A 26,399-nucleotide genomic window follows, 5' to 3' on the forward strand; every position below is an offset into this window, starting at 1 on the left:
CACCCGCCCGCCGCTCCCCCTCGGCACGGCACCACCCGAAACTAGATGCATGTTGCATTCATTAGCCTCACTAACTTATTGTGTGTATAACACAACGATCCAACCGAGAGTGAGGGCGTCCCATGCCAGGAAAGGATCCGTTCGACGAAGGGGCCGGAAGCATCCTGCGCCAGCCGATGGCCGTATGGGCCACGGCGGGGGCTTCGGTCGTGGCCTTCATGGGGATCGGGCTCGTCGACCCGATCCTGCCGTCCATCGCCAAGGGTCTGCAGGCGACACCGAGCCAGGTCTCGCTGCTCTTCACCTCCTACTTCCTGATCACCGCCGTCGCGATGCTGGTCACCGGCTGGGTCTCCAGCCGGATCGGCGGCAAGAAGACGCTGCTGGCCGGGCTCGCCCTGGTCGTGGTCTTCGCCGCCCTCTCGGGCACCTCGGGCTCCGTCGGTGAACTGGTCGGCTTCCGGGCCGGCTGGGGCCTCGGCAACGCGCTCTTCGTCTCCACCGCGCTCGCCGTCATCGTCGGCGCCGCGGCCGGCGGCAGCGCCGCCGCGATCCTGCTGTACGAATCGGCCCTCGGCCTCGGAATGGCGTGCGGGCCGCTGGTCGGCGCGCTGCTCGGCAACGCCAGCTGGCGCTATCCGTTCTTCGGCACCGCGGCCCTGATGGCCATCGGCTTCATCTGCATCTCGTTCCTGCTCAAGGAACAGCCCAAGCCGGCGAAGAAGACCTCGCTGCTCGACCCCATCAGGGCGCTCGGCCACGGCGGGCTCGCGTCCGTGGCGGGATCGGCGTTCTTCTACAACTACGCGTTCTTCACGGTCCTGGCCTTCACCCCGTTCGTGCTGAACATGACGCCGTACAAGTCGGGCGCGGTCTTCTTCGGCTGGGGCCTGCTGCTCGCGGTGTTCTCCGTACTGGTGGCGCCCCGGCTCCAGGAGCGCTTCGGCACCCTCAAGGTGCTGGGGGCCTCCCTGGTGCTGCTCGCCGCCGACCTGGTGGTCCTCGGCTACGGCAGCCACACCACGGCCATCGTCTGCACGATCCTGTCGGGCGCCTTCATCGGCCTCAACAACACCGTCTACACGGAGCTCGCGCTCGGCGTATCGGACGCGCCACGCCCGGTGGCGAGCGCGGGCTACAACTTCGTCCGCTGGTTCGCGGCGGCCGCTGCGCCCTTCCTCGCCCCGCACATCGAGGGCTGGACGAACATCCACATCCCCTTCGTGGTGGCCGCGGCGGCCGCGGTGGTCGGCGCGCTGGTCGTATGGGTACGGCGCGGGGCACTGACCCACGAGGCCCAGGAGCTGGAACCGGTCCACGCGACCGAGGACGGCGTGTCCGCCTTCGTGAACTGAACTGAACGGACGGGCCCGGACGTCAGTCCAGTTGAACGGACCTGCGCAGCGGATCGCGCAGGTCCGTTCCGCGTGCCAGCCAGCGCTCCTGGAGTTCCGCGGCGCCGTGCACCCGCTTCCACGCCGCCTCGTTGTCCGTCATCGGCAGCAGCGGCAGGAAGCGGACCGGGTCCAGCGGGGCATCCAGCTCCAGGTCCTCCACGAGCCCGCCGGGCTCGGCGACCAGTACCGAGCTGAACGGGGCGCCGCTCCACAGCGGTTCGCCGACGTCGAGCGAGGCGCCCGGCGCCACGACGACGCCCTCGACCTGCGGCGACGCGGCCAGCACAGCGAGCGGGCGGAGCACCTTGTCGGTGTCGGCGAGCCCGGCGCGCACCGAGAGGACCAGCTCGGCGCGCGGGCCCTGCACCGGGTCGGCGAGCGAGGCCGTGGGATCGGCCATGGGGTACGCGGACATCCCGAGCGTGGCGTAGCGGACGACGGCCGGATCCCGGGTGTCGTCACCGGCGGCCACGAAGCGCAGCACCTCGATCCGGTCCGTGCCGAGGAACGTCACAGCCGCGCGGGCGTCCGGCTCGCCCAGCGCTGAGCGCAGCCGGGCTTCGACCAGAGCGAGAACATCTGCCATGAGCCCGAGCATAGAGCGCGTATCGAACAGGCAAAGTGGGGGCTTGACGCTTCAGTCGGCTGATAGTCTTGGCCGCTGGTCAGGGCAGCATCATTGTCCCCTACGGGGGACCGGCCGGAGGAGGTGGGACTGCGATGGATCGAGATCCGAGTCGACCGTGCAGTACAAGCCGCTCTTCCGCGCACTGCTCGTGTTCTCTGTGACCTGAGACCCTGCATACCCGGCCGCCACACCGGGAAACCTCCTGAGTCTCATGGTATTTCGCACGCCGGAAGAGCACCTCGCTTCTGTCTGATCCGTGTCTGTAGCGAACGCCGTCACCGCGACGCCGCGGTTCCGCCCGCTTTGCGGACGTATGAGAACTCCACCTCGATACGCCCCCATTCCGGGCAGTGCCACGCCCGCCGACGGCCTCTCCGTGAAGGAGCCCCGCCATGTCGATGATCCGTGACCTGCGCGCAGCGGTCCGTCCCTCCCTGCGCAAGAGCAGCTCCACGCACAGCAATTACGACCCCACCCGCGACCCGTCGGCGAGCAGCGCCGTCGTGGACTGCGCGGTCTACCGGGACGGCGTACGCGAAGCGGGCAAGAAGTGCCTGACACCGCGCGAGGCGCTGAAGCGCGCCCATGAGTCCGGCGGTTTCACCTGGATCGGGCTCCATGAGCCGACCGAGGAGGAGTTCTCCGGTATCGCCGCCGAGTTCGGGCTGCACCCGCTCGCGGTCGAGGACGCCGTACACGCCCACCAGCGGCCGAAGCTGGAGCGGTACGACGACACCCTCTTCACCGTCTTCAAGACCATCCACTACGTCGAGCACGCCGAACTGACCTCCACCAGCGAGGTGGTCGAGACCGGCGAGGTGATGTGCTTCACCGGACGGGACTTCGTCATCACCGTCCGGCACGGCGGCCAGGGCTCGCTGCGCGCGCTGCGCCACCGGCTCCAGGAGGACGCCGAACTGCTCGCCAAGGGCCCGTCCGCCGTGCTGCACGCCATCGCCGACCAGGTGGTCGACGGCTATCTGGCGGTCGCGTCCGCCGTGCAGGACGACATCGACGAGGTCGAGATCGACGTCTTCTCCGAGCCCGCGAAGGGGACTTCGCGCGGCACCGACGCGGGACGCATCTACCAGCTGAAGCGTGAGGTGCTGGAGTTCAAGCGGGCCGTCTCCCCGCTGCTGCGCCCGATGCAGCAGCTCAGCGAGCGCCCGATGCGGCTGGTCGACCCGGACATCCAGAAGTACTTCCGTGATGTCGCCGACCACCTGGCGCGGGTCCAGGAACAGGTCGTCGGCTTCGACGACCTGCTGAACTCGATCCTCCAGGCGAACCTGGCGCAGGCGACGGTCGCGCAGAACGAGGACATGCGCAAGATCACCGCGTGGGCGGCCATCATCGCCGTACCGACGATGATCACCGGCGTGTACGGCATGAACTTCCATCACATGCCCGAGCTGCGCTGGCGGTACGGCTACCCCATGGTGATGGTGGGGATCCTGGCCCTGTGTGTGGGCATCCACCGCACCCTGAAGCGGAACGGCTGGCTCTGAAGGAGCCGTCGCCCACCGGCAAGGAGAGCGGCCCGCACCCGGCCCTTACCCTGGGCGCATGACACAGACCTTCCTTGAGCGGGCCCTCGTCGAGGAGGCCACCAAGAAGTCCGGCCTCATCTGGGTGCGGGGCACCGGCCCGGCGCGGGCGCTCTGGCACGTCTGGCACGACGGCGCCGCGCTGCTCGTCGGGGACGGCCCCGGGGAGCAGCCGCTGCCCGGGCTGGCCGACGGCGGGACGGCCGAAGTCACCGTGCGTAGCAAGGACAAGGGCGGCCGGCTGGTCGTCTGGGCCGCGGTGACGGCGGAGCTCGCGCCCCGCTCGGAGGCGTGGGAGGCGGCCGTCGCCGAGCTCAAGGGCAAGCGGCTGAACGCCCCGGACGGTGAGGCGATGGTGGAGCGCTGGGCGCGGGAGTGCCGGGTGGTGCGGCTCGTCCCGGACGGGACCCACGCGGAGCTGCCCGACGGATCGCTCGCCGCCGCACCCCTGGCCACCCCGGCGACGACCCGTCAGGAGATCCCGGCGGCACTCCCGAAGCTGCTGCTGAGGCGCAAACGCCGCCGGTGACCTGTGGCGTGGGGCGCACACGCGGGTCACCCGGGCCCGCACGCCGGTGACCGGCGGCCCAGAGTTCACGCGCCGACGGCCCGGCCCCGCTCGCCGGTGACCGGCGCCTCGGGACTCATGACGCGGGCAGCTCAGGTCCGTAGTCCACCGTGTCGCTCTTGTCCGGCGCCTTGAGCACGACGTCCGTGTTCCACTCCGTCAGCTGGAGCGTGCCCGCGCCGCCCGCCCGCTCGAACCTCAGTGGGTACGGGGTCCCCTTCAGCGACACGTCGAGCGTGCCGCCCCGGCCGTCGCCGCCGGTGACCTGGATCGCCGGGGCGCCGCCCACCTTGGTCCTGTCGCCCTTGCCCAGCGAGCCGTGCAGCCCCAGCAGCCCGTCGAGCAGGGTGTGCATATCGGTGAACCCGCGGAACTGCGCGTACGCCGGGTCCTTCTTCGGCACCTTGACGTACTTGTCGTCCAGCTTGCCCGCCGCCGCTGCGCCGCTCTTGCCGCCGGTCTGCTTCCAGAAGCCCGCGCCGGCCTTCACATAGAGCGCGTCGCCGATCCGCAGCAGCGCGAACGTACTGCTCTTCGAGGTGACCGAGCCGGTGCCGCCGTCCGCGTTGAGCCGCATGTTCAGCTGGTACGTGCCGCCCTTGCCGATGAGCGTGCCGGAGACCCGTACCGCCTTGGCCGCGTCCGCCGCCGTGCGCGCCTTCGTCTCGATCTCCTTCGCGGAGAGCTTGCCGACCCCGTTGGTGCCCGCGTCCGGGTCGCCCGAACAGGCCGCCGACGACACCGCGAGAGCGGCGCACAGCACGCCTGCGAGTCCTGCCCTGCGGGCCCGGGCGGCCGGGGGAAATGCAGCCACGTACGCACTGCCTCTCATACGAGTGTCCTCACCAGGAAACCGCAGCGTACCCGGCTCCCCCGCACGAACCGGAAGACAGCCATCCGGACCCGCTGCCGGGGCGGCGCGGAACGGGACGGGCTAACGTGAGGCCCGGAGCGGGCACGGCACGGCACGTACGAGGAGGAGGCGCGGATGGCGGCAGGCGTCCCCCGGATCTTCGTCTCGCACCTCGCCGGGGTCTCCGTCTTCGACCCGAACGGCGACCAGGTCGGCCGCGTCCGTGACCTCGTCGCGATGCTGCGGGTCGGTACGCGTCCGCCCCGGCTGCTGGGGCTCGTCGTCGAAGTGGTCGGCCGCCGCCGGATCTTCCTGCCGATGACCCGGGTCACCGGTATCGAGTCGGGGCAGGTCATCACCACCGGCGTGGTCAATGTGCGCCGCTTCGAACAGCGCCCCACCGAGCGGCTCGTCCTCGGCGAGCTCCTCGACCGGCGGGTGCGGCTGACCGGCACCGACGAACAGGTGACCGTCCTGGACGTGTCCGTGCAGCAGCTTCCCGCCCGCCGCGACTGGGAGATCGACAAGGTCTTCGTACGGAAGGGGAAGGGCGGCGCGCTGCGGCGCAAGGGCGAGACGCTGACCGTGGAGTGGTCGGGGGTCACCGGCTTCTCGCTGGAGGAGGAGGGGCAGGGCGCCGAGAGCCTGGTCGCCACCTTCGAGGAGCTGCGCCCGGCCGACCTCGCCAATGTGATGCACCATCTGTCGCCCAAGCGCAGGGCCGAGGTGGCCGCCGCCCTGGACGACGACCGGCTCGCCGACGTCCTGGAGGAGCTGCCCGAGGACGACCAGGTGGAGATCCTCGGCAAGCTCCAGGAGGAGCGCGCCGCCGACGTCCTGGAGGCGATGGACCCGGACGACGCCGCCGATCTGCTGAGCGAGCTGCCCGAGGAGGACAAGGAGCGGCTGCTGACGCTGATGCGGCCGGACGACGCGGCCGATGTGCGGCGGCTGCTCTCCTACGAGGAGCGGACCGCGGGCGGTCTGATGACGACCGAGCCGATCGTGCTGCGCCCGGACGCGACGATCGCCGACGCGCTGGCCCGCGTACGCAAGGAGGACCTCTCCCCCGCGCTGGCCGCGCAGGTGTACGTCTGCCGGCCGCCGGACGAGACACCGACCGGGAAGTATCTGGGCGCCGTGCACTTCCAGCGGCTGCTGCGCGACCCGCCGTTCACCCTGGTCGGCGCGATCGTCGACAGCGACCTGCCGCCGCTGCCGCCGTCGGCCACCCTGCCGGTGCTGACCAGCTATCTCGCCGCGTACAACCTGCTCGCGGCGCCCGTCGTGGACGAGAGCGGCTCACTGCTCGGGGTGGTCACCGTCGACGACGTACTCGACCATCTGCTGCCGAGCGACTGGCGCGAGACCGACTTCCACCAGGACTCCGGTGTGCCCGACGACCGGCCGGCGGAGGACGACCGGCCCGCCGAGGACGACGGCCGGCCCCCGCCGGACGCGCCCGCGGGCCCGGACTCCCCGGCCGGTCCTGACGGCAGCCACGCGGAGGCAGCCGATGACCGCTGAGCAGACGTCCAGGGGCCGGCTCGACCAGCCGCTCGCGCCGCGGCGGCGCTGGCTGCCGGAGTACGACCCGGAGTCCTTCGGCCGGATGTCGGAGCGTGTGGCGCGGTTCCTGGGCACCGGGCGGTTCATCGTCTGGATGACCGTCGTCATCGTCATCTGGGTGGTGTGGAACACCTGGGCGCCGCACGCGCTGCGCTTCGACCCGTTCCCCTTCATCTTCCTGACCCTGGTGCTCTCGCTGCAGGCGTCGTACGCGGCCCCGCTGATCCTCCTCGCGCAGAACCGCCAGGACGACCGGGACCGGGTCAACCTGGAGCAGGACCGCAACCAGAACGAACGGTCCATCGCCGACACCGAGTACCTCACCCGGGAGATCGCCGCGCTCCGGATGGGGCTGGGCGAGGTCGCCACCCGTGACTGGATCAGGTCCGAACTCCAGGATCTGGTGAAGGACCTCGCGGAGCGCGGTCAGGTATTCCCGCGGGAAAGTGACGAAGCCGACCACTGACCGCTCTTTCCCGGGGCAGCGGTGGGCGCCGTACCATCGACGCATGGCTATGGAAGACGCGGTGCGTGAAGCACTGGCGACAGTGAACGACCCCGAGATCCACCGTCCGATCACCGAACTGGGCATGGTCAAATCGGTCGACATCGGAGCGGACGGGGCGGTCGCTGTCACGGTCTACCTCACCGTCTCCGGCTGCCCGATGCGCGAGACCATCACCACCAACGTCACCGACGCAGTCGCCCGGGTCGAGGGCGTGACCGCGGTCAGCGTCGAGCTGGACGTGATGAGCGACGAACAGCGCAAGGAGCTGGCCGACTCGCTGCGCGGCGGCACGGCCGAGCGCGAGGTGCCCTTCGCCAAGCCCGGCTCGCTGACCCGGGTGTACGCGGTCGCCTCCGGCAAGGGCGGCGTCGGCAAGTCGTCGGTCACGGTCAACCTGGCCGCGGCGCTGGCCGCCGACGGTCTGAAGGTAGGCGTGGTCGACGCGGACATCTACGGGCACAGCGTGCCGCGGATGCTCGGCGCCTACGGCCGCCCCACCCAGGTCGAGAACATGATCATGCCGCCGTCGGCGCACGGTGTGAAGGTCATCTCGATCGGTATGTTCACCCCGGGCAACGCCCCGGTGGTGTGGCGCGGACCGATGCTCCACCGCGCACTGCAGCAGTTCCTGGCCGACGTCTACTGGGGCGACCTCGACGTGCTCCTGCTCGACCTGCCGCCGGGCACCGGGGACATCGCGATCTCGGTGGCGCAGCTCGTGCCGAACGCCGAGATCCTGGTGGTCACCACCCCGCAGCAGGCCGCGGCCGAGGTGGCCGAGCGGGCCGGCTCCATCGCCGTGCAGACGCACCAGAAGATCGTCGGTGTCGTCGAGAACATGTCGGGCCTGCCCTGCCCGCACTGCGACGAGATGGTCGACGTCTTCGGCACGGGCGGCGGCCAGAAGGTCGCCGACGGCCTCACCAAGACCACCGGCGCGACGGTACCGGTGCTCGGCTCCATCCCGATCGACGTACGGCTGCGCGAGGGCGGCGACGAGGGCAAGCCCGTCGTGCTGACCGACCCGGACTCCCCGGCGGGCGCCGCGCTGCGCGAGATCGCGGGCAAGCTGAGCAGCCGTCAGCGCGGTCTGGCGGGCATGTCGCTGGGGGTCACCCCGCGCAACAAGTTCTAGCGGGACAGCAGACGGACCCGGGGGCGGTCCGCTTCGGCGGCCGCCCCCGGGTCCGTCTGCTGTCCCTACGGGTGCCGGGTCTGTCCGCCGGCGCGGTGTGCCGGGGCTGTCCGCCGGTTCAGTGCGCCGGCGCGGCGTGCCGACTCCGTGCGCCGGCGCGTCACACGTACGCGGTGATGTTCTTGACCACCGCGAAGCCCAGCCCGTACGCGCTCATCCCGCGCCCGTACGCCCCCAGGTGCACCCCGGTCCCGGTGGCCCCGGCCAGCACCCAGCCGAACTCGGCCTCGCGGTAGGCGAACGGCGTCGGCACCCCGTCCACCGGCAGCGTCAGCTCCGACCACTCAGGGCCTGACAGGTCGTCGGCCAGCTCGAACGCGGCCTCGGTCTGCTGGTCGACCCAGTCGTCGCGCAGGGTGTGGTCCAGCTGGGCGGGCCAGGTGCAGGCGAGCAGGCCGGACCCGGCGAGCCAGGCCGCCGAGGAGACCGAGGTGGCCTCCAGTACGCCCGTACCGTCTCCGCTGCGCCGCACAGGGCTGGACGCGATGGTCACCACGGCGGCAAAGTGGTCCTTGTCCGGTTGCGCGTCGGGTCTCACCGACGGCTCGTCACCGTGGCCCAGCGAGCCGTGCTGGACCGTGCCGTCGGCCGCGACACCCACCTGCATCAGCCGCCGCTGGCCGGTGAACGCCTCGTCCAGTCCGTACCAGGAAAAGGGCGCCTTCAGATAGTCGTCGACCGCGTGGGTCCCTGTCCGACTCGTCGTCTCCATGTGCCGGCCGCCTCCTCGATCCTCAGCGTCCGAAGCGGCCCACCCCCACGGGCGCCCTCGCTGCCGGACAGATGGAGGATACTCAGGTGGCGTCGGCGTCGAACGGCGGACGCTCGTCGGTGTCGACCGTCACACTCTTCTTCTGCAGGTCAGGGCCGCTCTTCTTCAGCAGGTCCGGGCCTGTCGATGAGCCATTGGCGCTACTCGGGGCGATCTCGGCGGCGGTCTCCGTGTCGTCATCGGCGATGCTCGACCTGCCGTTCACCACATCGGTGATCTCGGAGATCTCCTTCTTCAGGTCGAAGCTGCTCCGGATCTCCTTGAGCCCCAGCTCGTCACTGCCGTCCATGAGCTGCTTGCGCACGAACGTCTTCGGGTTCAGGTCCTCGAACTCGAAGTCCTTGAACTCGGGGCCCAGTTCGGTACGGATGTCCTCCTTGGCGCTCTCGGAGAACTCGCGGATCTTCCGGATCGTGCGGGTGACGTCCTGGATGACCTTCGGCAGCTTGTCCGGGCCGAAAACAATCACGGCGAGCACCACGAGCGTCACGATCTCGAGGGGGCCTACGTCATTGAACACTTTTGCTCCTGGTGTTCTCCGCGGCCCGCAGGTCGGGGTGTGGTCCGGGCCCCGACCACGGTACCCGGCCAAGCTGCCCGGACGGTACCTTCCACCGGTCTTTCATGTGCCGTCGGCCGATCCAAGAGTCAAGGTCACAGCCCGGTCCCGGCCGTCTTTGCGCACGGTGAGGGCGAGCCTGTCGCCCGGGCGGTGTGCCCGGATCCTGCTGATCAGCTCCTGGGAACTGTGCACCGGTTCACCGTCCACACCTGTGATGATGTCCCCCGCGCCGATGCCCGCACCGGCCCCGGCACCCCCCGGTGCGACCGCGGGACCACCGTCGTTCGCCCGGGCCGCCACCCGGGCGCCGTCGCCCGCGTACTTCATGTCGAGTGTGATACCGATCACGGGGTGGGCGGCCCTGCCGTTGTTGATCAGCTCCTCGGCGACGCGCTTCGCCTGGTTGATGGGGATGGCGAACCCGAGCCCGATCGAGCCGCCCTGGCCACCGCCCGACTCCGCGCTGCTGTCGTCGGCGGCGCGGATGGCGCTGTTGATGCCGATGACGCGGGCCTTGGCGTCGACCAGTGGGCCGCCCGAGTTGCCCGGGTTGATCGGGGCGTCGGTCTGGAGCGCGTCGATGTAGCTGACGTCGCTGATGTCGCTGCCCTGGTTCTTGCCGTCGCCCGAGGTGATCGGGCGGTCCTTGGCGCTGATGATGCCCGCGGTCACGGTGCTGGGCAGGTCGAAGGGGGCGCCGATGGCCACGACCGGGTCGCCCACCTGCACGTTGTCGGAGTTGCCCAGCGGCAGCGGGGTGAGCCCGGAGACTCCGCTGACCTTGACCACGGCCAGGTCGTAACCGGCGTCCCTGCCGACGACCTGGGCCTTGGCGCTCTGGCCGCCGTTGAACGTGACCGTGATGTCGCCCGTTGAGCCGGCCGGTTCGACCACGTGGTTGTTCGTGAGGATGCGCCCCTCGCGGTCGAGGACGAAGCCGGTGCCGGTGTCCGCCACGCCGCTGCCGCTTACGTGCAGGGTGACCACGCTGGGCAGCGCGCTCGCCGCGATCCCCGCCACGGTGCCCGGGGCGCGGGCGGGGCTCTCCTTGCCGGCCTGCGGGAGCCGGACGTCCGCGAACGAACCGTTCAGCACGGAGTACGCGCCAAGGCCGCCGCCGATGACGCCGGTGACCAGCGCGACCACCACCATGACCACGACCGCTCCACGGCGGCGCCGCTTCTCACCGCCACCGGGCAGGGGCGATGGCAGCGGCGGGGATCCCGCCGGGGTCGATGCGGGTGGCGTGCCCCACGGGTCGTAACGCAGCCACTGCGACGGCGGCTGGGCCTGCGGTTGTGGCTGCGCTTGCGGTTGTGGCTGCGCTTGCGGCTGTGGCTGCGCTTGCGGCTGTGGCTGCGCTTGGGTCTGTGGTTCCTGGAGGTGGGGCTGAGGGTGGGACAGGAGAGGCTGCTGGGGCGGGAGGGGCTGGTGGTGGGTCTGCGGTACGTGGTGCTGGGGAGGCTGCACGACGCCTGTGGCGTGCGGTGGGACGTAGGTGCCGCCGCCGGGCGTGGGAACGGGCCGCTGGACGGGCGGGGCGGGGGCCCAGGGGCCCGGTCCGCCGTAGGGCGGGGTGCCGTAGGGGTCGGGGTCGTGCAGCGTCCGCGGGCGGGCGGCAGGAGTGTCGGCCGTCACGGCTGGGGTGACGGTGGAGCCCGCGGGGGTCTCCGGCTGGGGCGATGGTGGGGGCAGCGGTGGGGGCAGCGGCTGGGACAACGGCTGGGACAACGGTTGGGGCGGTACATCGGACCTGAGCTGGGGCAGCGGCTCACGCAGCGGCGATCCGGGCCCGGATATGTGCCCCGACAGGGCTCCGGCCTGCGCCCCGGGGACCGGTCGGGCGCCGGGGTCAAGCCGGGCGACAAGGTCCGGCCGGGGGCCCGGGTCCGGCCGCGGGCCAGGCTGTGGTGCTGGGCTGCTCGGCGCCGGGTGGCCCGGTGCGGGCCTGCTCCACCCCATCGCGTCCTGCTCGGTGGGCTTCCCGTCGTCCATGCTCTCCCCGCACCTGCCCCATGCTCCGCATGCCCTGTAGCGGGCAGCCTTTCAGGGATTCAACCAGGTTTCCAGGGGGATGGAGCCCGCTCAGTGCCGGGCGGAAGCCGGCAGACCCGAGGTGTTGGGAGCGGCGAGCGGGGCGGCCGGCGGGGTGGCAGCCGGGCTCGGCCGGTCGCCCGGCTGTGCGGGCTCGGCGGGTGGGGTGGCGGCGGCCAGCGGGGGACGGACGGCGGCCAACGACGAGACGGTGACCAGCGGGGTGGTGAGCGAGTACACCGACTGCCGGGCCGCACGCGCGTCGGGGGCTGACGCCGAGTGCCGCGCGGCGAAGGCGGTGGGCAGCACCGGGGGCCGCCCGCTGCGGTCCACCGGGAGGCCCTGGGCGGTGCGGCGGCGGTGCGGGTCCGGGTCGCCGAAACCGACCGGGTCCGTGGCGCTCATCGGGGTCACGCTGTTGGGCGGGCCGTCGGTGTGCGCAGGGGATTCGCCCGCCCCGTCGAACGGCAGCGTGCCGCCGAGGGCGATGGCCGCCAGCGAGACCGCGCTGGCCGCGGCGAAGGCGAACCTCCGGCCGCGCCAGGCCGACCGCTCCTGGTCGCTCCGGCTCACGGGATGGCCGACGGGATGGATCCGGAATCCGCTGTCGGGTCCGCCGGGCGGCAGCGTGGTGGCGTGGGGCCCTTCGGGCACATAGCCGAAGGTGTCGATCCGCGGGTCCGACGGGCGCCCGTCGGACGGCCTGGCGGGTCCGAAGAATTCGTCGGCGAAGCGGCCGCCGAACGGTCCGCGCCGGCCGGGGTCGTCGCCGCCGGGCCCGGCGGGCAGCCCCTGGAGACGGGCGAGCAGCCCTTCGGAGGGCGGCGGGGGCGCGGTCTCGGCGAAGACGCTTTTCAGCCGGCGCTGCGCGTCCGCCTCGCTCTTGCACTTCGCGCAGGTGGCCAGATGCGCGAGCACCCGCTCACGGGCATCGTGTTTCAGCTCACCGTCGACCAGTGCGGCGAGCCGGTCCCCGAGGTGCTGCTCGGCCGGGGTCGGACTGGATCCACTCACGCGGTCCCATCCTCTCCGTCCAGGCCGGGTGCCACCCCGGCCAGCGCGCGCTGCTCGGCGCGGCGGGCCTCGGGCGAACGGTGCTTGAGCGCCTTGCGCAGGTGGGAGCGGCCGCGGTGGATCCTGCTGCGGACGGTGCCGAGCTTGACGCCCAGCGTCGCCGCGATCTCCTCGTACGACAGGCCCTCGATGTCGCAGAGGACCACTGCCGCGCGGAACTCAGGGGCGAGGGTGTCCAGCGCCTGCTGGACGTCCGCGTCGAAGTGGGTGTCGTGGAAGACCTGCTGCGGTGACGGCTCACGGCTCGGCAGCCGCTCGGCCGCGTCGTCCCCGAGGGCGTCGAAACGGATCCGCTGCTTACGGCGGACCATGTCCAGGAAGAGGTTGGTGGTGATGCGGTGCAGCCAGCCCTCGAAGGTGCCCGGGGTGTACGTCGACAGCGAGCGGAAGACGCGGACGAAGACTTCCTGGGTGAGGTCCTCGGCGTCGTGCTGGTTGCCGGTCAGGCGGTAGGCGAGCCGGTAGACCCGGCCGCTGTGCGTGCTGACGATCTCCTCCCACGAGGGCGGAGTCCATGTCTGCGCGTCCGCGTCTGAGGCGAAGGTCGCGGTCTGTACGGAGTCAGCAGCGCTGGAGCTGTCAGCAATGTCGGTCACGGATTTCGGCTCACCCGCCGACCTGAGAAAGCGCCGCAGCACTCCTCCCCGATCCACAGGCGCAGCCGCACCTCCCCTGTCGGCTCTGGTGGTGTCCAGTGGAGCACCTACCATAGTCACCTCGCCCGTTAGCTCCGGATAAGACTGATTGCCGGAATCCTCGTACATCCGCATCCCCCCTGCCCTCTTACAACGCCCGGTCCCATCTGCGGGTTCCCGGGCGCAGCGGATACAGTCACGAGTGCGCCAACTACGGGGACAGGAGAGGGCCATTACCGCCAACCGGCAGACGAGCTGGGCCTTCGCCGACGCTTTTGTCGCCGAGGACGAAGCCCTGCGCTGGGCCCGCGACCGGGCCCGCGACTCAGGGCTGCCCTCGGTCTCGCCCGGCACCGGCGCGGCACTGCGGCTGCTCGCCGCCACCACGGACGCCAAGGCGGTGGCCGAAATCGGCACCGGGACCGGCGTATCGGGCATCTATCTGCTCCAGGGCATGCGGCCCGACGGCGTGCTGACCACCGTCGACCCGGAGCCCGAGCGCCAGGGCTTCGCCCGGCAGGCGTTCCGCTCGGCCGGCTTCGCAGCGAACCGGTCGCGCTTCATTCCCGGCCGGGCCCTCGACGTACTGCCGCGTCTCGCGGACGGCGGTTACGACCTCGTGTTCTGCGACGGCGACCGGCTCGAGTCGCTCGATGTGCTCGCTGAATCGTTGCGCCTGCTGCGGCCGGGCGGACTGGTCTGCTTCGAGGGGGTCTTCGCCGACGGCCGCACGGTCGACTCCGCCGCGCAGCCCGCCGAAGTACTGCACCTGCGGGACCTGCTGCGCACGGTGCGGGAGAGCCAGGAGCTGCTGCCCTCGCTCCTGCCGGTCGGCGACGGGCTGCTCTGCGCCGTACGCCTGCGCTGAACACCGGCCGTCCCCCGGCACACGACACACCACTGCCCCGGCCGGAGCCGGGGCAGTGGAGAGAACATTGGGGGCGTCCGCGTCAGCCGACGACCTTCTTCAGCGCGTCGCCGAGTGCATCGGCCTCGTCCGGAGTCAGCTCGACAACAAGTCGTCCGCCGCCTTCGAGCGGAACGCGCATGACGATGCCCCGCCCCTCCTTGGTCACCTCGAGCGGGCCGTCGCCCGTCCGCGGCTTCATGGCCGCCATGCTCGTTCCCCTTCCTGAAACCAGCTCATCGCAGCCGACAACCCAGGTGTCACCGGCATCGAACATATTGCTTCCCAGCCATTATCCCGCATCCCAGGACCCGATGACCAACATCGGTCTGCATCGCTTGCGCAACGCACTTCCTCAAAACCACTCAATTCGGCGTTCCCCCTGCGATACTGCGCCGCTTCACACGCCCATCCCGGCCGGCATTGTTTGACGCAGGTCACATGTTCGCCGCCGATGATCTCCGGCATGCTGAGCTGCGGACGACGAATCAGCACCATCAGCAGCCGACACCCAGCAGTGGAGGGCCCCATGGCGGACACCGTGCTCTACGAGGTGACCGACGGACTCGCGACGGTCACCATCAACCGTCCCGACTCCATGAACGCGATGAACACCGAGGCGAAAGTGGCCCTGCGGGACGCGGTGCGGACCGCGGCGGCCGCCTCGGAGGTACGGGCCGTACTGCTCACCGCCACCGGGCGCGCCTTCTGCGTCGGGCAGGACCTCAAGGAGCACATCTCCTCGCTGACGGCCGACCGCGAGGCGGGCACCGGGCGCACCATGTCGACCGTGCAGGAGCACTACAACCCGATCGTGCGGGCCCTCACGGAGATGCCGAAGCCGGTCGTCGCCGGGGTCAACGGCGTCGCCGCCGGTGCGGGCCTCGGGTTCGCGCTCGCCGCCGACTACCGGGTCGTGGCCGACACCGCGAAATTCACCACGTCGTTCGCGGGTGTCGCGCTCACCGCCGACTCGGGCGTTTCCTGGACGCTGCCGCGGCTGATCGGCCAGAGCCGGGCTGCCGATCTGCTGCTGTTCCCGCGCTCGTTCGGCGCGCAGGAGGCGTACGACCTGGGCATCGCCAACAAGCTGGTGCCGGAGGCCGATCTGGCGTCGGAGGCGCTGGCGGTGGCCCGTGCGCTCGCCGATGGGCCGACGGTGGCGTACGCGGCGATCAAGGAGTCCCTCGCGTACGGGGCGGGCCACCCGCTCCGCGAGGCGCTGGAGAAGGAGGACGAACTCCAGACACGTGCGGGCGCGTCGGAGGACCACCTGATCGCGGTGGAGGCTTTCGTCGGCAAGACGAAGCCGCGGTATCTGGGGCGCTGAGCGGCTTCGGCTTCGCCGCAGGTCAGCCGCCCGCCGGGGCCGTTCCTGGGGTCCTTCCCCTGGTCCTTCCCGAGGTCCTTCCGGGGGTCCTTCTGACGAAACAGTCCGCCAGGTGGTCGTCGACCAGGCCGCACGCCTGCATCAGGGCGTAGGCCGTGGTCGGGCCCACGAAGCGCAGGCCGCGTCTCTTGAGTTCACCGGCCAGCGCCGTGGACTCCGGCGTGACGGCGGGGATGTCGGTGATGTGGCGGGGCGCCGGGCGGGTGGCGTGATCGGGGGCGTACGACCAGATCAGGGCGTCGAGCTCGCCCGGCTCCCAGCCCACGAGTTCCCTGGCGTTGGCGAGGCTCGCGTCGATCTTGGCGCGGTTGCGGATGATCCCGGGGTCGGCGAGCAGCCGCTCCCGGTCGGCGTCGGTGAAGGCGGCCACCTCGGCGATGCGGAACCCGGAGAACGCCTTACGGAATCCTTCGCGGCGGCGCAGGATGGTGATCCAGGAGAGCCCCGACTGGAACGCCTCCAGGCAGAGCCGCTCGTACAGCGCGTCGTCGCCGTGGAGCGGACGGCCCCACTCGCCGTCGTGGTACGCGACGTAGTCCTCGGTGGACACCGCCCATGGACAGCGCGGCTTCCCGTCGTCCCCCGGGACGGCGTCCGAGCTCATCGCCCGGGATCCTCGTCGCTGACTGCCGTGGCGCGGGCCCCGGCGAGCGCCGCTTCCAGCTCGGCGATCCGGGCGTCGCGCTCGGCCAGTTCGGCGCCCAGCCTGCCCAGTACGTCGTCCACGTCGGCCATCCGGTAGCCGCGCACCACCATGGGCAGCCGCAGCGCCTCGATGTCCGCGCGGCCCACCGGCCGGGCCGCGGGCAGCGGATCGACGGGCAGTTCGGGGGGCACATCGGACAGGACGGCGCCGTCACTGCCGCCGATCACCCCGAGGGTGACCGCGGCAACCACCACGACCATCGCGATCAGCAAGAACCAGAACACGAGTGAGCCTCTCCCCGGACAGCGGAACCGTGCGGGTCCGATCGTGCCATGCGTGGCCGGCGGTTAGGGTCGCAGGCGACTCGGCGTGAACTCGGAAAGCTGGAGGAGCAGGCGGATGCTGCGGTTGGGACGGCGCGAGTTCGATGCGCACGAACCGGTGATCATGGCGATCGTGAACCGGACCCCGGACTCGTTCTACGACCAGGGGGCGACCTTCCGCGACGAGCCCGCGCTGTCGCGTGTGGAGCAGGCGGTGTCCGAAGGGGCGGCCATCATCGACATCGGCGGGGTGAAGGCGGGCCCGGGCGATGAGGTGAGTGCCGAGGAGGAGGCGCGGCGCACGGTCGGTTTCGTCGCCGAGGTGCGGCGGCGCCACCCCGATGTGGTGATCAGCGTGGACACCTGGCGCCATGACGTCGGCGCGGCGGTGTGCGAGGCGGGCGCGGATCTGCTGAACGACGCGTGGGGCGGGGTCGACCCCGAACTGGCCGCTGTGGCCGCCCGGTTCGGCGCGGGCCTGGTCTGTACGCACGCGGGCGGCGCCGAGCCGCGCACCCGGCCGCACCGGGTCACCTACGACGATGTGATGGACGACATCCTGCGGGTCACGGTCGGTCTCGCGGAGCGGGCGGTCGCGCTGGGCGTCAGGCCCGACGGCATCATGATCGACCCCGGTCATGACTTCGGGAAGAACACCCGCCACTCGCTGGAGGCGACCCGCAGGCTGGGCGAGATGACCGCGACAGGGTGGCCGGTTCTGGTCTCCCTGTCCAACAAGGACTTCGTGGGCGAGACCCTCGACAAGCCGGTCAAGGAGCGGCTGCTCGGGACGCTGGCCACGACGGCGGTCTCGGCGTGGCTGGGGGCGCAGGTGTACCGGGTGCACGAAGTGGCGGAGACCCGGCAGGTGCTGGACATGGTCGCGACGATCGCGGGCCACCGGGCGCCCGCGGTGGCCCGGCGGGGCCTGGCGTGACCGGGGGCGGTGGGGCCTGCGCCCGCGAACTCGTCCGCAAGCCCCACCGCGAGCCGCAGCCCCACCGCGGCCCGCGGCCCCACCACGCCCCGCGCAAAAACCCCACCGCGCCCGCAGGCGCTACAGCCCGGTCTCCTTGGTCACCAGGGCCACTGCCTCGTCCACGTCGTCCGTGACGTGGAACAGCAGCAGATCGCGCTCCGACGCCTTGCCCTGCGCCACGACCGTGCCGCGCAGCCAGTCGACCAGGCCGCCCCAGTACTCCGTACCGAAGAGCACGATCGGGAACCGGGTCACCTTCCGGGTCTGCACCAGGGTCAGTGCTTCGAACAGCTCGTCCAGGGTGCCGAGGCCGCCGGGCAGGACCACGAAGCCCTGCGCGTACTTCACGAACATCGTCTTGCGGACGAAGAAGTAGCGGAAGTTCACACCGATGTCGACGTGCGGATTGAGCCCCTGCTCGAAGGGCAGCTCGATCCCGAGCCCGACCGAGACGCCGTTGGCCTCCCTGGCGCCCCTGTTCGCCGCTTCCATCGCGCCGGGGCCGCCGCCGGTGATCACCGCGAAGCCCGCGTCGACCAGTGTGCGGCCGATCCGCACCCCCGCCTCGTACTCCGGGGAGCCCGGCGCGGTGCGGGCCGATCCGAAAACGCTGATCGCGCTGGGCAGTTCGGCCAGCGCGCCGAAGCCCTCCACGAACTCCGACTGGATCCGCATGACCCGCCAGGGGTCGGTGTGCAGCCAGTCCGCGGAGCCCTTCTCCGGGGTGTCGAGCAGCCGCTGGTCGGTGGTGCCGGCCTGGACCTGGTCCCGGCGGCGCACCACCGGGCCGAGCCGCTGTTCCTCAGGCGCCGGTGCTCCCTCAGGGTTGCCCATGTTGTGCTCCCTCCGCTGTGCGTTGTTCACACAGCCTAGGTCTGCACATGTGACGAATGAGGAAATTCAGGCCGTCAGCCAGGAGCGGAGTCGTTCCTCGGTCTGTGAGATCTTCGTGATCTCCACCCGCTCGTCACGCTTGTGCGCGAGCAGCGGGTTCCCGGGGCCGTAGTTCACCGCGGGGACGCCGAGCGCGCTGAAGCGCGACACGTCGGTCCAGCCGAACTTCGGGCGGGCCTCGCCGCCCACCGCCGCCATGAAGGCCGCGGCCGCCGGGTGCGAGAGACCGGGCAGCGCGCCGCCGGTGTGGTCGTCGACGATGAACTCGTCGATGTCGCAGTCCGCGAAGAACTCCTTCACGTACGCCAGCGCCTGCTCCTCGCTGCGGTCGGGCGCGTAACGGAAGTTGACCACCACCGTGCAGGCGTCCGGGATGACGTTGTTGGCGACGCCGCCCTCGATCCGTACGGCGTTGAGGCCCTCGTGGAACTCCAGCCCGTCGATCACCGGCTTGCGCGGCTCGTACGCGGCCAGCCTGGCCAGGATCGGGGCGGCGGAGTGGATCGCGTTGGATCCCATCCAGGCGCGCGCCGAGTGGGAGCGTTCGCCCTTGGTGCGCAGGATGACGCGGAGCGTGCCCTGGCAGCCGCCCTCGACATCGCCGTCGGACGATTCGAGCAGTACGGCGAAGTCCGCCGCGAGCCAGTCGGGGTGCGCGTCGGCCACGTGCTTGAGGCCGTTGAGCTCGGCCGCGACCTCCTCGTTGTCGTAGAAGACGAAGGTGAGGTCCCGGTTGGGCTCGGGCACCGTCGCCGCGATGCGCAGCTGTACGGCGACGCCCGACTTCATGTCACAGCTGCCGCAGCCCCACAGGACGCCGTTCTCGTCGAGCCGGGACGGGACGTTGTCCGCGATCGGCACGGTGTCGAGGTGTCCGGCCAGCACGACCCGCTCGGCGCGGCCGAGCCGCGTCCTGGCGACGACGTTGTTGCCGTACCGGTCGACGGTCAGATGCGGCAGGGCCCGCAGGGCCTCCTCGACCGCGTCGGCGAGGGGCTTCTCGGTCCCGCTCACGGACGGGAAATCGACCAGCTGTGCGGTCAGGGCCGGGGCGTCGAGTGTGAGGTCAAGCGGGGTCTCTGACATGGCTCAGACCCTAACCCGGCTCCAGTACGGTGTGGCCTGTGCCCCAGCCCACTGCCGCGCCACGCCGCGGTCGCTTCTTCCGGATCGTGGCCGCCCTCGCTGTACTGCTGGCGCTGGCGGGCTATGTCCTGGTGCAGTACATCAGCGGAGGCGGCAGCGGCCCCCGCTGCACCGCGCAGGCCGACGACGGGAGCAGCTACGGGCTGAGCCCCGAGCAGGCCGTCAACGCGGCGACCATCTCCGCGGTGGGAACGTCGCACGGCATGCCGCAGCGCGCGGTGACCATCGCGCTGGCGACCGCGCTCCAGGAGTCAGGGCTGCGCAACCTCGACCACGGTGACCGGGACTCCCTCGGCCTCTTCCAGCAGCGGCCCTCACAGGGCTGGGGCACGGCCGAGCAGGTCATGGACCCGGTCTACGCGGCGGGGAAGTTCTACGACCACCTCAAGAAGATCCACGGCTACACGCAGCTGCCGCTGACGGTCGCCGCCCAGGAGGTCCAGCGCAGCGGCTTCCCGCAGGCGTACGCGAAGCACGAGCCGGACGCCACACTGCTGGCGGACGCGCTGACCGGCCGGGCGCCCGCCTCGTTCTCCTGCGCGGCGACGAAGAGCAGTCTCGCGGGCGACACCGCCACGGTACGGGCGGCGCTGAAGCGGGACTTCGGGGCCGGGGTGCTGCCCGCCGGGAAGGCGGCGAAGCCGTCGGAGGTGCTGCTGCCGGTCCGTACGGCCACGGGGCGGGCCGGCGGGGCGTCGGGCGCGGGGGCGTCCGCGCAGCAGCGCGGCTGGGAGCTGGCGCACTGGGCGGTGGCCAACTCGGCCGCGCTGCACATCAGGCAGGTCTCCTACGCGGGCCAGGAGTGGACCGCGTCGACGAACCACGCGCCCTGGCGCAGGACGGACACCGTGCGGGCCGCGTCGGCGTCACGGAGCGGCGGGGCGAGCGGCACGGAAGTCCGCATCACGCTCACGAAGTGACGCCGTCCGTCGCCGCGCTCACGAAGTGCCCCCGTCCGTCGTCCCGTTCACGAAGTGACGCCGACCGTCGGCGCGCTCACGGAGTGACCCCGTCCGCGCCGCACCCCTGAAGCAGCCCCCAACCGCCCCGTACAGACGCGCGACCTGTCACCCGGAAGCGGCTCCCCCGGCCTCCCCGGCGCGCCTTCCACACCCCCTCCGGGCGCCCCCGACCGCGCTTCGGTGACCCCATGGGGGCCCTGGGAAGTGACGGTTCAGCAGGCATATCGACGCACCACCGTTTGTCCGTTTTTATCCGAAACCGATAATGCGACACATTGCCCACTCTTTACCCGGGGTCACCGCAACTTCCCCCTCCCCCCGAGCGGTTGTCACAGCGTCCGAACGCCGGACAGTCAAGTCCCCTCCCGCTCAAGGAGCACCATGTCCCTCTCCCTGACCCGTCGGATCGCCCGTACCGCGCTGCTGATCGCGGCGGGCGCGGCCCCCGTGGTCGGTGCGGCCGGCGCCGCAAGCGCCGCGGAACTCCCGCAGGCCCCGAACCTGGGCGGCGTGACCGCCCTCGACGGCGCCGGCCTGGGCAACTCCGTCGACGGTGCGGCCCGTACCACCACCGGCATGGCCGGTGACACCGGCAGCAAAGCCGTCAAGAAGACCGTCCCGGCCGCGGGCAAGACCGTCGGCGCCGTCGGCAAGACCGCCGCCCCGGCCGCCCAGAAGGCCGCGGGCGACACCGCGGGCAGCGCAGGCACCCTGGTCGGCGGCACCGCGCAGAGCGCCGGCGGCGCCCTGCCGGCCACGGGCAAGCTGCCGGTCAACGGCCTGCCGCTCGGCCGGTAAGGCACACCGGCGTGCCGGACATCGCCCGGCACACACGGCGAGGGCCCCGGGGAGTTCGCTCCCCGGGGCCCTTCCCGTACGCGGATCGCGGTGCGGCCGGCTACTGCTCGCCCAGCCGCTTCACCGCGGCGGCCACCCGCTCGTCCGTGGCCGTCAGCGCGACCCGGACGAAGCGCTCGCCCGCGACCCCGTAGAAGTCACCGGGCGCCACCAGGATGCCCAGCTCGGCGAGGTGGGCGACGGTGTCCCAGCACGCCTCGTCGCGGGTCGCCCACAGGTAGAGGCTGGCCTCGCTGTGCTCGATCCGGAAGCCGTGCGCCTCCAGCGCGGTCCGCAGGGCGGCGCGCCGGGCCAGGTACCGCTCGCGCTGCTCCGTCACATGGGCGTCGTCGCCGAGCGCGGCGACCACCGCGGCCTGTACGGGCGCGGCCGTCATCATCCCGCCGTGCTTGCGGATCTGCAGCAGCTCGCCGAGCACCGCGGCGTCGCCCGCGATGAACGCGGCGCGGTAACCGGCCAGGTTGGAGCGCTTGGAGAGCGAGTGGACGGCGATCAGGCCGTCGTACGTACCGCCGCAGACATCCGGGTGGAGCACGGAGACCGGCTCGGCCTCCCAGCCCAGCTCGAAGTAGCACTCGTCGCTCGCGATCAGCACACCGTGCTCCCGCGCCCAGGCGACGATCCGGGCCAGTTCGTCCGCGCCGATGACCTGGCCCGTCGGGTTCGACGGCGAGTTGAGCCAGAGCAGCCTGAGCCCCTCGGGGTCCAGCTCCGTCGGGTCGTCGTACACGACCGGCTCCGCGCCGCAGAGCCGCGCGCCGACCTCGTACGTCGGGTAGGCGAGCCGCGGGTACGCCACCCGGTCACCGGCCCCCAGGCCGAGCTGGGTGGGCAGCCAGGCGACCAGTTCCTTGGAGCCGACGACGGGCAGCACATTGGTGTGCGCGACCTCGCGGGCACCGAGCCTGCGCTCGCACCAGCCGCTGATCGCGTCGCGCAGCCCGGGGGTCCCCCACACCGTCGGATACCCCGGCGAGTCGGCCGCCGCGGCGAGCGCTTCGCGGACGACCGGCGGGACCGGGTCGACCGGTGTGCCGACGGAGAGGTCCACGATGCCGTCCGGGTGGGCTGCGGCCGTCGCCTTGTACGGCTCCAGCTTGTCCCAGGGGAAGGCGGGGAGACGCGATGAGAGTGCGGACACGGGCTTCACTTTCTCGTACGTACGGGGTTTCACAAGAAATGCCGCGGTCCCGTACGGCGAAGACGCCGTACGGGACCGGGTCGCTACGGGATCAGCCGTTCTGCGGAGGAAGCGCCGCGATGAAGGGGTGGTCGCGCTCGATCAGGCCGAGCTTGGAGGCGCCACCGGGCGAGCCGAGCTCGTCGAAGTATTCGACGTTCGCCTTGTAGTAGTCCTTCCACTCCTCCGGGGTGTCGTCCTCGTAGAAGATCGCTTCCACCGGACAGACCGGCTCACAGGCACCACAGTCGACGCATTCGTCCGGGTGGATGTACAAGGACCGGGAGCCCTCGTAGATGCAGTCGACGGGGCACTCCTCGATGCACGCCTTGTCCTTGACGTCGACACAAGGCTGCGCGATGACGTAAGTCACGCTGTCGTTCCTCCTCGGTAGGGCTGCTCTGCGCGGGAGCGCGGCGTCGTCGATGCCCGCACCTAGTATCTCCGTTCCTGGGCGCGATCCGAACAGGAGGGGCGGAGAGAGCTGTGGAATTCACTACCGGCGGACGGCTCGAGGTCCGAATTACACCTGTTGACGTGGGCAAACGGGTATCAGTCAGGCAGCTGGCCAACGAGGCCGCACCAGGTGCGAAGTTCACCGACACGGTGGGTGTTCTCACATCATGGGACGCGGGTGTGCTGTCCATCACACAACGGTCGGGCGTGTCGGTCCGTATCCCGGAATCGGCGCTCGTCGCGGGCAAGACCGTCCCCGCGGCTCCCGCGCGCAGGCGCGGCCCGTCCGCGACCTTCCCCGAACTGGCGCGGGCGATGGCCCGCGCCTGGCAGCCGGTGGAGAGCGAGCAGCTCGGCGACTGGCAGCTGCGGGCCGCCGCCGGATTCACCCGCCGGGCCAACTCCGTACTGCCGCTCGGCGATCCGGGCCGGCCGCTGGACGAGGCGCTGGAGCGGGTGCACGCCTGGTACGCGGAGCGCGGCCTGCCCGCGTACATGCAGCTCGCCACCGGGTACGAGGGCACTCAGGAGGTGCTCGCCGCGAGTCTTGAGGAGCGCGGCTGGACCCGCGAGGTGACCGCGCTGGTACGGACCGGGGCGCTGGCTCCGCTGGGCGATCCGGGCCGCCCGCTGGAGGACGCGGTCTCCCGGGTCACGCTCTCCCGGTCCTGCGACGCGTCCTGGCTGGCCCGCTACCAGCGCTTCACGACCCCGGATCCGGCCGTGCTCGAAGTGCTCGGCAGCGGCCCTTCGACGTGGTTCGCCTCGGTCGCCGGGACCGGCGGGGTGCCGGTGGCGATCGGCCGCTGTGTGACCGACGGCCGGTGGGCCGGTTTCATGGCCGTCGAGGTGGACCCGGCGGCCCGCCGCCAGGGCCTGGCGAGCGCCGTGATGACCGCGCTGGCCCGCCGGGCACTCGACGAGGGCGCTTCGGCGGCCTGGCTCCAGGTCGAGGAGGACAACGCCGGGGCCCGCGCGCTCTACGACGGCATGGGGTTGAGGACCCATCACAGCTACCACCACTACCGGCAGCACATCCCCACGGCATAGGCGGGTACGAGAGTCATATGGACGAGCAATCCACCGACTGGCGCCGGCAGTTCGCCGACGAGGCCCGCTCCGAGCGGCCCGATCTCGCGCTGCTGTGTCTGCTGGTGGGCACGGAGGCCGACCCCTCGCTCGGCCAGGACGGCATCGACACCGCCGAGATCGAACTCGACCGGCTGGCGGGCATGCTGCCGTACGGGCTCACCGGGGCCTGCGCCTGGGCCGCCGCCCTCGGTGAACTCCTCGGCGAGCGGCACGACTTCAGGGGCGGCGCCGCCGACTACCAGCGGCTGGAGTCCTCGCTGCTGCACGAGGTGCTGCGGCACAGGCGCGGGCTGCCGATCCTGCTCTCGGTGGTGTGGATCGAGGTGGCGCGGCGGGCCGGAGCGCCGGTGTACGGGGTGGCGCTGCCGGGCCACTTCGTGGTCGGCTTCGGCGATCCGGCCGGGCCGCGGGACGAGCAGGTGCTCGCCGATCCCTTCGGGGGCGGCCGGCTGCTCAGCGGCGATGACGCGGGCGCCCTGGTCGCCGGGGCGACGGGCGCGCCCTTCGATCCGGCCATGCTCGTCCCGGCGGACCCACTGGAGATCGTCCTGCGCGTCCTGAACAACATCCGCGCCTGGGCCGCGGCCCGCCCCGAGCGCACCGACGTCCAGCTCTGGGCCGTCGAACTCTCCCTGCTGCTGCCCGCACACCCGGCCCAACTGCGCTACGAACACGCCCAACTCCTGGTGGAGCGCGGCGACTTCATGCGCGGCGCGGTGGAGATGGAGGAGTACGCCGAGGTGGTCGCCACGGTAGACCCGGCAACGGCCGAGTCGGTACGCGGACGGGCCAGATCGGCCCGCGCGATGCTCAACTGAGGGGCGGCGGACCAGCGGGCGCCCGCGCCGCTCCCGTGCGGGCGTACCGGCCCGGTGCCACACCCACCACACGCTTGAAGTGCCGTGTCAGATGGGACTGGTCGTAGAACCCGGTGGCCACCGCGACATCGCCGGGCAGACTGCCCTCAAGCAGCAGTCCCCTGGCCAGGTCGATCCGGCGGGACGTCAGGTACTGGTGCGGGGTGATACCGAAGGCGGCGCCGAACGCCCGTACCAGATGGGCGGGGTGGGCGTGCACCTCGGCCGCTGCCTGCTGCAGGGTCACGCCCTGGACCAGCCGTTCGTCCAGCAGCGCCCGCAGCCGGTGGGCGACGGTCCTGCCGTCCCGCGCCGGGCGGCGCACCGTGGTGCCGGGCCGCAGATGTCCGCGCAGCCGCTCACTGATCAGGGCCAGGCCGCTCTCCGCCGCCAGCTCGTCGCCCCGGGAGGCCAGGGCCGTGTGCAGCCGGCCGACGCTGCTGCGCAGCACCGGGTCGACCAGGTCGGGCCGGTCCACCGCGGCGCCGATGTATCCGGCGTCGAGCTGGGTCATGTCCAGGTAGAGCACCCGCTTGCGGAAGCCCTCCGGGGTGGCGGGTGAGCCGTTGTGCGGCACCTGCGGGGGCAGCAGCGAGACGGTGTCGTGCGGGGTGCCGTGCTCATGGCGGTCGAGGTCGTAGCGCACCGCGCCGTCGTCGACGATCAGCAGGGTCCAGGCGTCATGGACGTGCATCGGGTAGGCGTGCTCGGTGAAGTGGGCGTGGAAGACCTCCACGACACCCGCTACGGGCGGGCGCCATGCGGAGATCTCCGGCTCGGGCACCATGCAAACAACGTACAAGACGCTACTCAGAACCGTTCGGCAGTCTCGGAGCATGAGTACTGAGACTGCCTCCGCCCCCAGCACCTACACGTCCACCGCCGGCTTCGGCGACGGCGCACCGGTCCGCTTCGACACCAAGATCGCCGTGCTGCTGCACGAGGACCTGGCGACCTGGCAGCGGCTGAATGTGACGGCGTTCCTGGTCAGCGGTCTCGGCCCGACGGTGCCCGAGGTGATCGGCGAACCGTACGCGGATGCCGACGACACGGCCTATCTGCCGATGTTCCGGCAGCCGGTGCTGGTCTTCGAGGGCTCCGGCGAGACGCTGACCGCCGCGCACGCACGCGTCCTGTCCCGGGCGCTCCCCCGGGCCGTCTTCACCCGTGATCTGTTCGGTACGGGCAACGACCGGGACAACCGCGCCGCGGTCCGTGCGGTCGGGCGCGACCGGCTCGATCTGGTGGGCCTCGCGGTGTACGGACCGCGCAACGCGGTGGACAAGGTACTCAAGGGGGCCAGGATGCACCCGTGAAGCGGGGTGCACCTGTGGAGGGGCACCTGTGGAGGTGATACGCGGGGGCCC

29 protein-coding genes are annotated in these 26,399 nt (G+C 71.5%); 14 read left to right on the forward strand and 15 right to left on the reverse strand.

Annotated elements, in window-relative coordinates:
* Positions 1-122 precede the first annotated feature (122 nt).
* Positions 123-1,355: an MFS transporter gene (locus OG510_RS12090; protein ID WP_406136778.1), complete on the forward strand. Its 1,233-nt coding sequence runs from the start codon at positions 123-125 to the stop codon at positions 1,353-1,355.
* Positions 1,356-1,377: 22 nt separating this feature from the next.
* Here OG510_RS12090 and OG510_RS12095 read toward each other — a convergent pair whose 3' ends face one another.
* A complete protein-coding gene (locus tag OG510_RS12095) occupies positions 1,378-1,983 on the reverse strand; it encodes a suppressor of fused domain protein (protein ID WP_406136779.1) in 606 nt (201 codons plus the stop codon).
* Positions 1,984-2,417: 434 nt separating this feature from the next.
* Between OG510_RS12095 and OG510_RS12100 the strand changes: the two genes are divergently transcribed.
* Together OG510_RS12100 and OG510_RS12105 are read left to right on the forward strand one after the other, a co-directional pair.
* On the forward strand, positions 2,418-3,533 hold the full coding sequence (locus OG510_RS12100) for a magnesium and cobalt transport protein CorA (RefSeq protein ID WP_164265916.1): 1,116 nt from the start codon (positions 2,418-2,420) through the stop codon (positions 3,531-3,533).
* A 58-nt stretch (positions 3,534-3,591) separates the two neighbouring features.
* Positions 3,592-4,101: a hypothetical protein gene (locus tag OG510_RS12105; RefSeq protein ID WP_406136780.1), complete on the forward strand. Its 510-nt coding sequence runs from the start codon at positions 3,592-3,594 to the stop codon at positions 4,099-4,101.
* 115 nt (positions 4,102-4,216) lie between these two features.
* Here the strand turns inward: OG510_RS12105 and OG510_RS12110 are convergent, their stop codons facing one another.
* Positions 4,217-4,954, reverse strand: coding sequence for a hypothetical protein (locus tag OG510_RS12110; RefSeq protein WP_406136781.1), 738 nt, complete (start codon positions 4,952-4,954; stop codon positions 4,217-4,219).
* A gap of 174 nt (positions 4,955-5,128) precedes the next feature.
* On the opposite strand from OG510_RS12110, the gene OG510_RS12115 reads away from it, so the two are divergent.
* Genes OG510_RS12115 through OG510_RS12125 form a run of 3 tightly spaced genes read left to right on the forward strand, consistent with a single transcriptional unit; the run spans position 5,129 to position 8,205 of the window.
* A complete protein-coding gene (locus tag OG510_RS12115; protein ID WP_406136782.1) occupies positions 5,129-6,520 on the forward strand; it encodes a magnesium transporter MgtE N-terminal domain-containing protein in 1,392 nt (463 codons plus the stop codon).
* Entirely contained in the window at positions 6,510-7,028 is a 519-nt protein-coding gene (locus OG510_RS12120; RefSeq protein ID WP_164265912.1) for a DUF1003 domain-containing protein, read from the forward strand. Before OG510_RS12115 ends, OG510_RS12120 begins: the two co-directional genes overlap by 11 nt.
* Before the next feature lie 43 nt (positions 7,029-7,071).
* Positions 7,072-8,205: an Mrp/NBP35 family ATP-binding protein gene (locus tag OG510_RS12125; RefSeq protein ID WP_406136783.1), complete on the forward strand. Its 1,134-nt coding sequence runs from the start codon at positions 7,072-7,074 to the stop codon at positions 8,203-8,205.
* Between the two features lie 160 nt (positions 8,206-8,365).
* Here OG510_RS12125 and OG510_RS12130 read toward each other — a convergent pair whose 3' ends face one another.
* The 5 genes from OG510_RS12130 to sigE all read right to left on the reverse strand — a co-directional run bounded on the left by OG510_RS12130 (position 8,366) and on the right by sigE (position 13,417).
* Complete coding sequence (locus OG510_RS12130; protein WP_406136784.1) at positions 8,366-8,977, reverse strand: hypothetical protein; 612 nt, start codon at positions 8,975-8,977, stop codon at positions 8,366-8,368.
* Between the two features lie 82 nt (positions 8,978-9,059).
* Positions 9,060-9,557, reverse strand: a complete 498-nt coding sequence (locus tag OG510_RS12135) for a sec-independent translocase (RefSeq protein WP_164265909.1) — start codon at positions 9,555-9,557, stop codon at positions 9,060-9,062.
* 102 nt (positions 9,558-9,659) lie between these two features.
* Complete coding sequence (locus OG510_RS12140) at positions 9,660-10,751, reverse strand: S1C family serine protease (protein WP_406142373.1); 1,092 nt, start codon at positions 10,749-10,751, stop codon at positions 9,660-9,662.
* Positions 10,752-11,684: 933 nt separating this feature from the next.
* Positions 11,685-12,647, reverse strand: a complete 963-nt coding sequence (locus OG510_RS12145) for an anti-sigma factor family protein (protein WP_406136785.1) — start codon at positions 12,645-12,647, stop codon at positions 11,685-11,687.
* A complete protein-coding gene (gene sigE, locus OG510_RS12150) occupies positions 12,644-13,417 on the reverse strand; it encodes an RNA polymerase sigma factor SigE (protein ID WP_203600723.1) in 774 nt (257 codons plus the stop codon). The genes OG510_RS12145 and sigE overlap by 4 nt, the downstream gene beginning before the upstream one ends.
* Positions 13,418-13,544: 127 nt before the next feature.
* Here sigE and OG510_RS12155 point away from each other — a divergent pair, with 127 nt between their 5' ends.
* A complete protein-coding gene (locus OG510_RS12155; protein ID WP_164267087.1) occupies positions 13,545-14,210 on the forward strand; it encodes an O-methyltransferase in 666 nt (221 codons plus the stop codon).
* An 82-nt stretch (positions 14,211-14,292) separates the two neighbouring features.
* On the opposite strand, the gene OG510_RS12160 is transcribed toward OG510_RS12155, so the two are convergent.
* Positions 14,293-14,460, reverse strand: a complete 168-nt coding sequence (locus OG510_RS12160) for a DUF3117 domain-containing protein (RefSeq protein WP_003966491.1) — start codon at positions 14,458-14,460, stop codon at positions 14,293-14,295.
* Positions 14,461-14,778: 318 nt separating this feature from the next.
* Here OG510_RS12160 and OG510_RS12165 point away from each other — a divergent pair, with 318 nt between their 5' ends.
* Positions 14,779-15,579, forward strand: coding sequence for an enoyl-CoA hydratase/isomerase family protein (locus tag OG510_RS12165; protein WP_406136786.1), 801 nt, complete (start codon positions 14,779-14,781; stop codon positions 15,577-15,579).
* Between the two features lie 22 nt (positions 15,580-15,601).
* Here the strand turns inward: OG510_RS12165 and OG510_RS12170 are convergent, their stop codons facing one another.
* Both OG510_RS12170 and OG510_RS12175 read right to left on the reverse strand, forming a co-directional pair.
* A complete protein-coding gene (locus OG510_RS12170; protein ID WP_406136787.1) occupies positions 15,602-16,243 on the reverse strand; it encodes a DNA-3-methyladenine glycosylase I in 642 nt (213 codons plus the stop codon).
* On the reverse strand, positions 16,240-16,569 hold the full coding sequence (locus OG510_RS12175; RefSeq protein ID WP_406136788.1) for a DivIVA domain-containing protein: 330 nt from the start codon (positions 16,567-16,569) through the stop codon (positions 16,240-16,242). The genes OG510_RS12170 and OG510_RS12175 overlap by 4 nt, the downstream gene beginning before the upstream one ends.
* A gap of 115 nt (positions 16,570-16,684) precedes the next feature.
* Here OG510_RS12175 and folP point away from each other — a divergent pair, with 115 nt between their 5' ends.
* Positions 16,685-17,545: a dihydropteroate synthase gene (gene folP / locus OG510_RS12180; RefSeq protein ID WP_164267083.1), complete on the forward strand. Its 861-nt coding sequence runs from the start codon at positions 16,685-16,687 to the stop codon at positions 17,543-17,545.
* A 120-nt stretch (positions 17,546-17,665) separates the two neighbouring features.
* Here the strand turns inward: folP and OG510_RS12185 are convergent, their stop codons facing one another.
* Both OG510_RS12185 and dapE read right to left on the reverse strand, forming a co-directional pair.
* Complete coding sequence (locus OG510_RS12185; protein WP_406136789.1) at positions 17,666-18,421, reverse strand: TIGR00730 family Rossman fold protein; 756 nt, start codon at positions 18,419-18,421, stop codon at positions 17,666-17,668.
* A 66-nt stretch (positions 18,422-18,487) separates the two neighbouring features.
* Complete coding sequence (gene dapE / locus OG510_RS12190) at positions 18,488-19,567, reverse strand: succinyl-diaminopimelate desuccinylase (RefSeq protein WP_406136790.1); 1,080 nt, start codon at positions 19,565-19,567, stop codon at positions 18,488-18,490.
* Between the two features lie 38 nt (positions 19,568-19,605).
* On the opposite strand from dapE, the gene OG510_RS12195 reads away from it, so the two are divergent.
* Both OG510_RS12195 and OG510_RS12200 read left to right on the forward strand, forming a co-directional pair.
* Positions 19,606-20,547 carry a hypothetical protein gene (locus tag OG510_RS12195; protein WP_406136791.1) on the forward strand — a complete coding sequence of 314 codons (942 nt, stop codon included), beginning with the start codon at positions 19,606-19,608 and terminating at the stop codon, positions 20,545-20,547.
* A 423-nt stretch (positions 20,548-20,970) separates the two neighbouring features.
* Positions 20,971-21,387, forward strand: a complete 417-nt coding sequence (locus tag OG510_RS12200) for an ATP-binding protein (protein WP_406136792.1) — start codon at positions 20,971-20,973, stop codon at positions 21,385-21,387.
* Between the two features lie 100 nt (positions 21,388-21,487).
* Here OG510_RS12200 and dapC read toward each other — a convergent pair whose 3' ends face one another.
* Complete coding sequence (dapC, locus tag OG510_RS12205) at positions 21,488-22,588, reverse strand: succinyldiaminopimelate transaminase (protein WP_406136793.1); 1,101 nt, start codon at positions 22,586-22,588, stop codon at positions 21,488-21,490.
* A 91-nt stretch (positions 22,589-22,679) separates the two neighbouring features.
* Complete coding sequence (gene fdxA, locus OG510_RS12210) at positions 22,680-23,000, reverse strand: ferredoxin (protein WP_164267011.1); 321 nt, start codon at positions 22,998-23,000, stop codon at positions 22,680-22,682.
* Between the two features lie 113 nt (positions 23,001-23,113).
* Between fdxA and OG510_RS12215 the strand changes: the two genes are divergently transcribed.
* Both OG510_RS12215 and OG510_RS12220 read left to right on the forward strand, forming a co-directional pair.
* Positions 23,114-24,133, forward strand: a complete 1,020-nt coding sequence (locus tag OG510_RS12215) for a GNAT family N-acetyltransferase (protein WP_406136794.1) — start codon at positions 23,114-23,116, stop codon at positions 24,131-24,133.
* 17 nt (positions 24,134-24,150) lie between these two features.
* The gene (locus OG510_RS12220) at positions 24,151-24,993 is read left to right on the forward strand and encodes a transglutaminase-like domain-containing protein (RefSeq protein ID WP_406136795.1); all 843 of its coding nucleotides are present in this window, start codon (positions 24,151-24,153) and stop codon (positions 24,991-24,993) included.
* On the opposite strand, the gene OG510_RS12225 is transcribed toward OG510_RS12220, so the two are convergent.
* Positions 24,986-25,819 (reverse strand): AraC family transcriptional regulator, encoded by an 834-nt coding sequence (locus tag OG510_RS12225; protein ID WP_406136796.1) that lies wholly within the window; start codon positions 25,817-25,819, stop codon positions 24,986-24,988. The genes OG510_RS12220 and OG510_RS12225 overlap by 8 nt on opposite strands.
* 49 nt (positions 25,820-25,868) lie before the next feature.
* Here OG510_RS12225 and OG510_RS12230 point away from each other — a divergent pair, with 49 nt between their 5' ends.
* On the forward strand, positions 25,869-26,348 hold the full coding sequence (locus tag OG510_RS12230; RefSeq protein ID WP_406136797.1) for a DUF2000 family protein: 480 nt from the start codon (positions 25,869-25,871) through the stop codon (positions 26,346-26,348).
* Positions 26,349-26,399 lie beyond the last annotated feature (51 nt).

The organism is Streptomyces sp. NBC_01089, assembly GCF_045162975.1.
In the GTDB taxonomy this organism is placed as follows: Bacteria; Actinomycetota; Actinomycetes; order Streptomycetales; family Streptomycetaceae; genus Streptomyces.

Coding starts and splice junctions, on each gene's coding strand:
- folP (WP_164267083.1), top strand. CDS start 16,685: ATGCTGCGGTTGGGACGGCGCGAGTTCGATGCGCACGAACCGGTGATC.
- OG510_RS12090 (WP_406136778.1), top strand. CDS start 123: ATGCCAGGAAAGGATCCGTTCGACGAAGGGGCCGGAAGCATCCTGCGC.
- dapE (WP_406136790.1), bottom strand. CDS start 19,567: ATGTCAGAGACCCCGCTTGACCTCACACTCGACGCCCCGGCCCTGACC.
- OG510_RS12105 (WP_406136780.1), top strand. CDS start 3,592: ATGACACAGACCTTCCTTGAGCGGGCCCTCGTCGAGGAGGCCACCAAG.
- OG510_RS12230 (WP_406136797.1), top strand. CDS start 25,869: ATGAGTACTGAGACTGCCTCCGCCCCCAGCACCTACACGTCCACCGCC.
- OG510_RS12115 (WP_406136782.1), top strand. CDS start 5,129: ATGGCGGCAGGCGTCCCCCGGATCTTCGTCTCGCACCTCGCCGGGGTC.
- OG510_RS12170 (WP_406136787.1), bottom strand. CDS start 16,243: ATGAGCTCGGACGCCGTCCCGGGGGACGACGGGAAGCCGCGCTGTCCA.
- OG510_RS12165 (WP_406136786.1), top strand. CDS start 14,779: ATGGCGGACACCGTGCTCTACGAGGTGACCGACGGACTCGCGACGGTC.
- OG510_RS12220 (WP_406136795.1), top strand. CDS start 24,151: ATGGACGAGCAATCCACCGACTGGCGCCGGCAGTTCGCCGACGAGGCC.
- sigE (WP_203600723.1), bottom strand. CDS start 13,417: ATGGTAGGTGCTCCACTGGACACCACCAGAGCCGACAGGGGAGGTGCG.
- OG510_RS12140 (WP_406142373.1), bottom strand. CDS start 10,751: ATGGTGGTGGTCGCGCTGGTCACCGGCGTCATCGGCGGCGGCCTTGGC.
- OG510_RS12100 (WP_164265916.1), top strand. CDS start 2,418: ATGTCGATGATCCGTGACCTGCGCGCAGCGGTCCGTCCCTCCCTGCGC.
- OG510_RS12125 (WP_406136783.1), top strand. CDS start 7,072: ATGGCTATGGAAGACGCGGTGCGTGAAGCACTGGCGACAGTGAACGAC.
- OG510_RS12225 (WP_406136796.1), bottom strand. CDS start 25,819: ATGGTGCCCGAGCCGGAGATCTCCGCATGGCGCCCGCCCGTAGCGGGT.
- OG510_RS12130 (WP_406136784.1), bottom strand. CDS start 8,977: ATGGAGACGACGAGTCGGACAGGGACCCACGCGGTCGACGACTATCTG.
- OG510_RS12185 (WP_406136789.1), bottom strand. CDS start 18,421: ATGGGCAACCCTGAGGGAGCACCGGCGCCTGAGGAACAGCGGCTCGGC.
- OG510_RS12095 (WP_406136779.1), bottom strand. CDS start 1,983: ATGGCAGATGTTCTCGCTCTGGTCGAAGCCCGGCTGCGCTCAGCGCTG.
- OG510_RS12200 (WP_406136792.1), top strand. CDS start 20,971: ATGTCCCTCTCCCTGACCCGTCGGATCGCCCGTACCGCGCTGCTGATC.
- OG510_RS12120 (WP_164265912.1), top strand. CDS start 6,510: ATGACCGCTGAGCAGACGTCCAGGGGCCGGCTCGACCAGCCGCTCGCG.
- OG510_RS12160 (WP_003966491.1), bottom strand. CDS start 14,460: ATGGCGGCCATGAAGCCGCGGACGGGCGACGGCCCGCTCGAGGTGACC.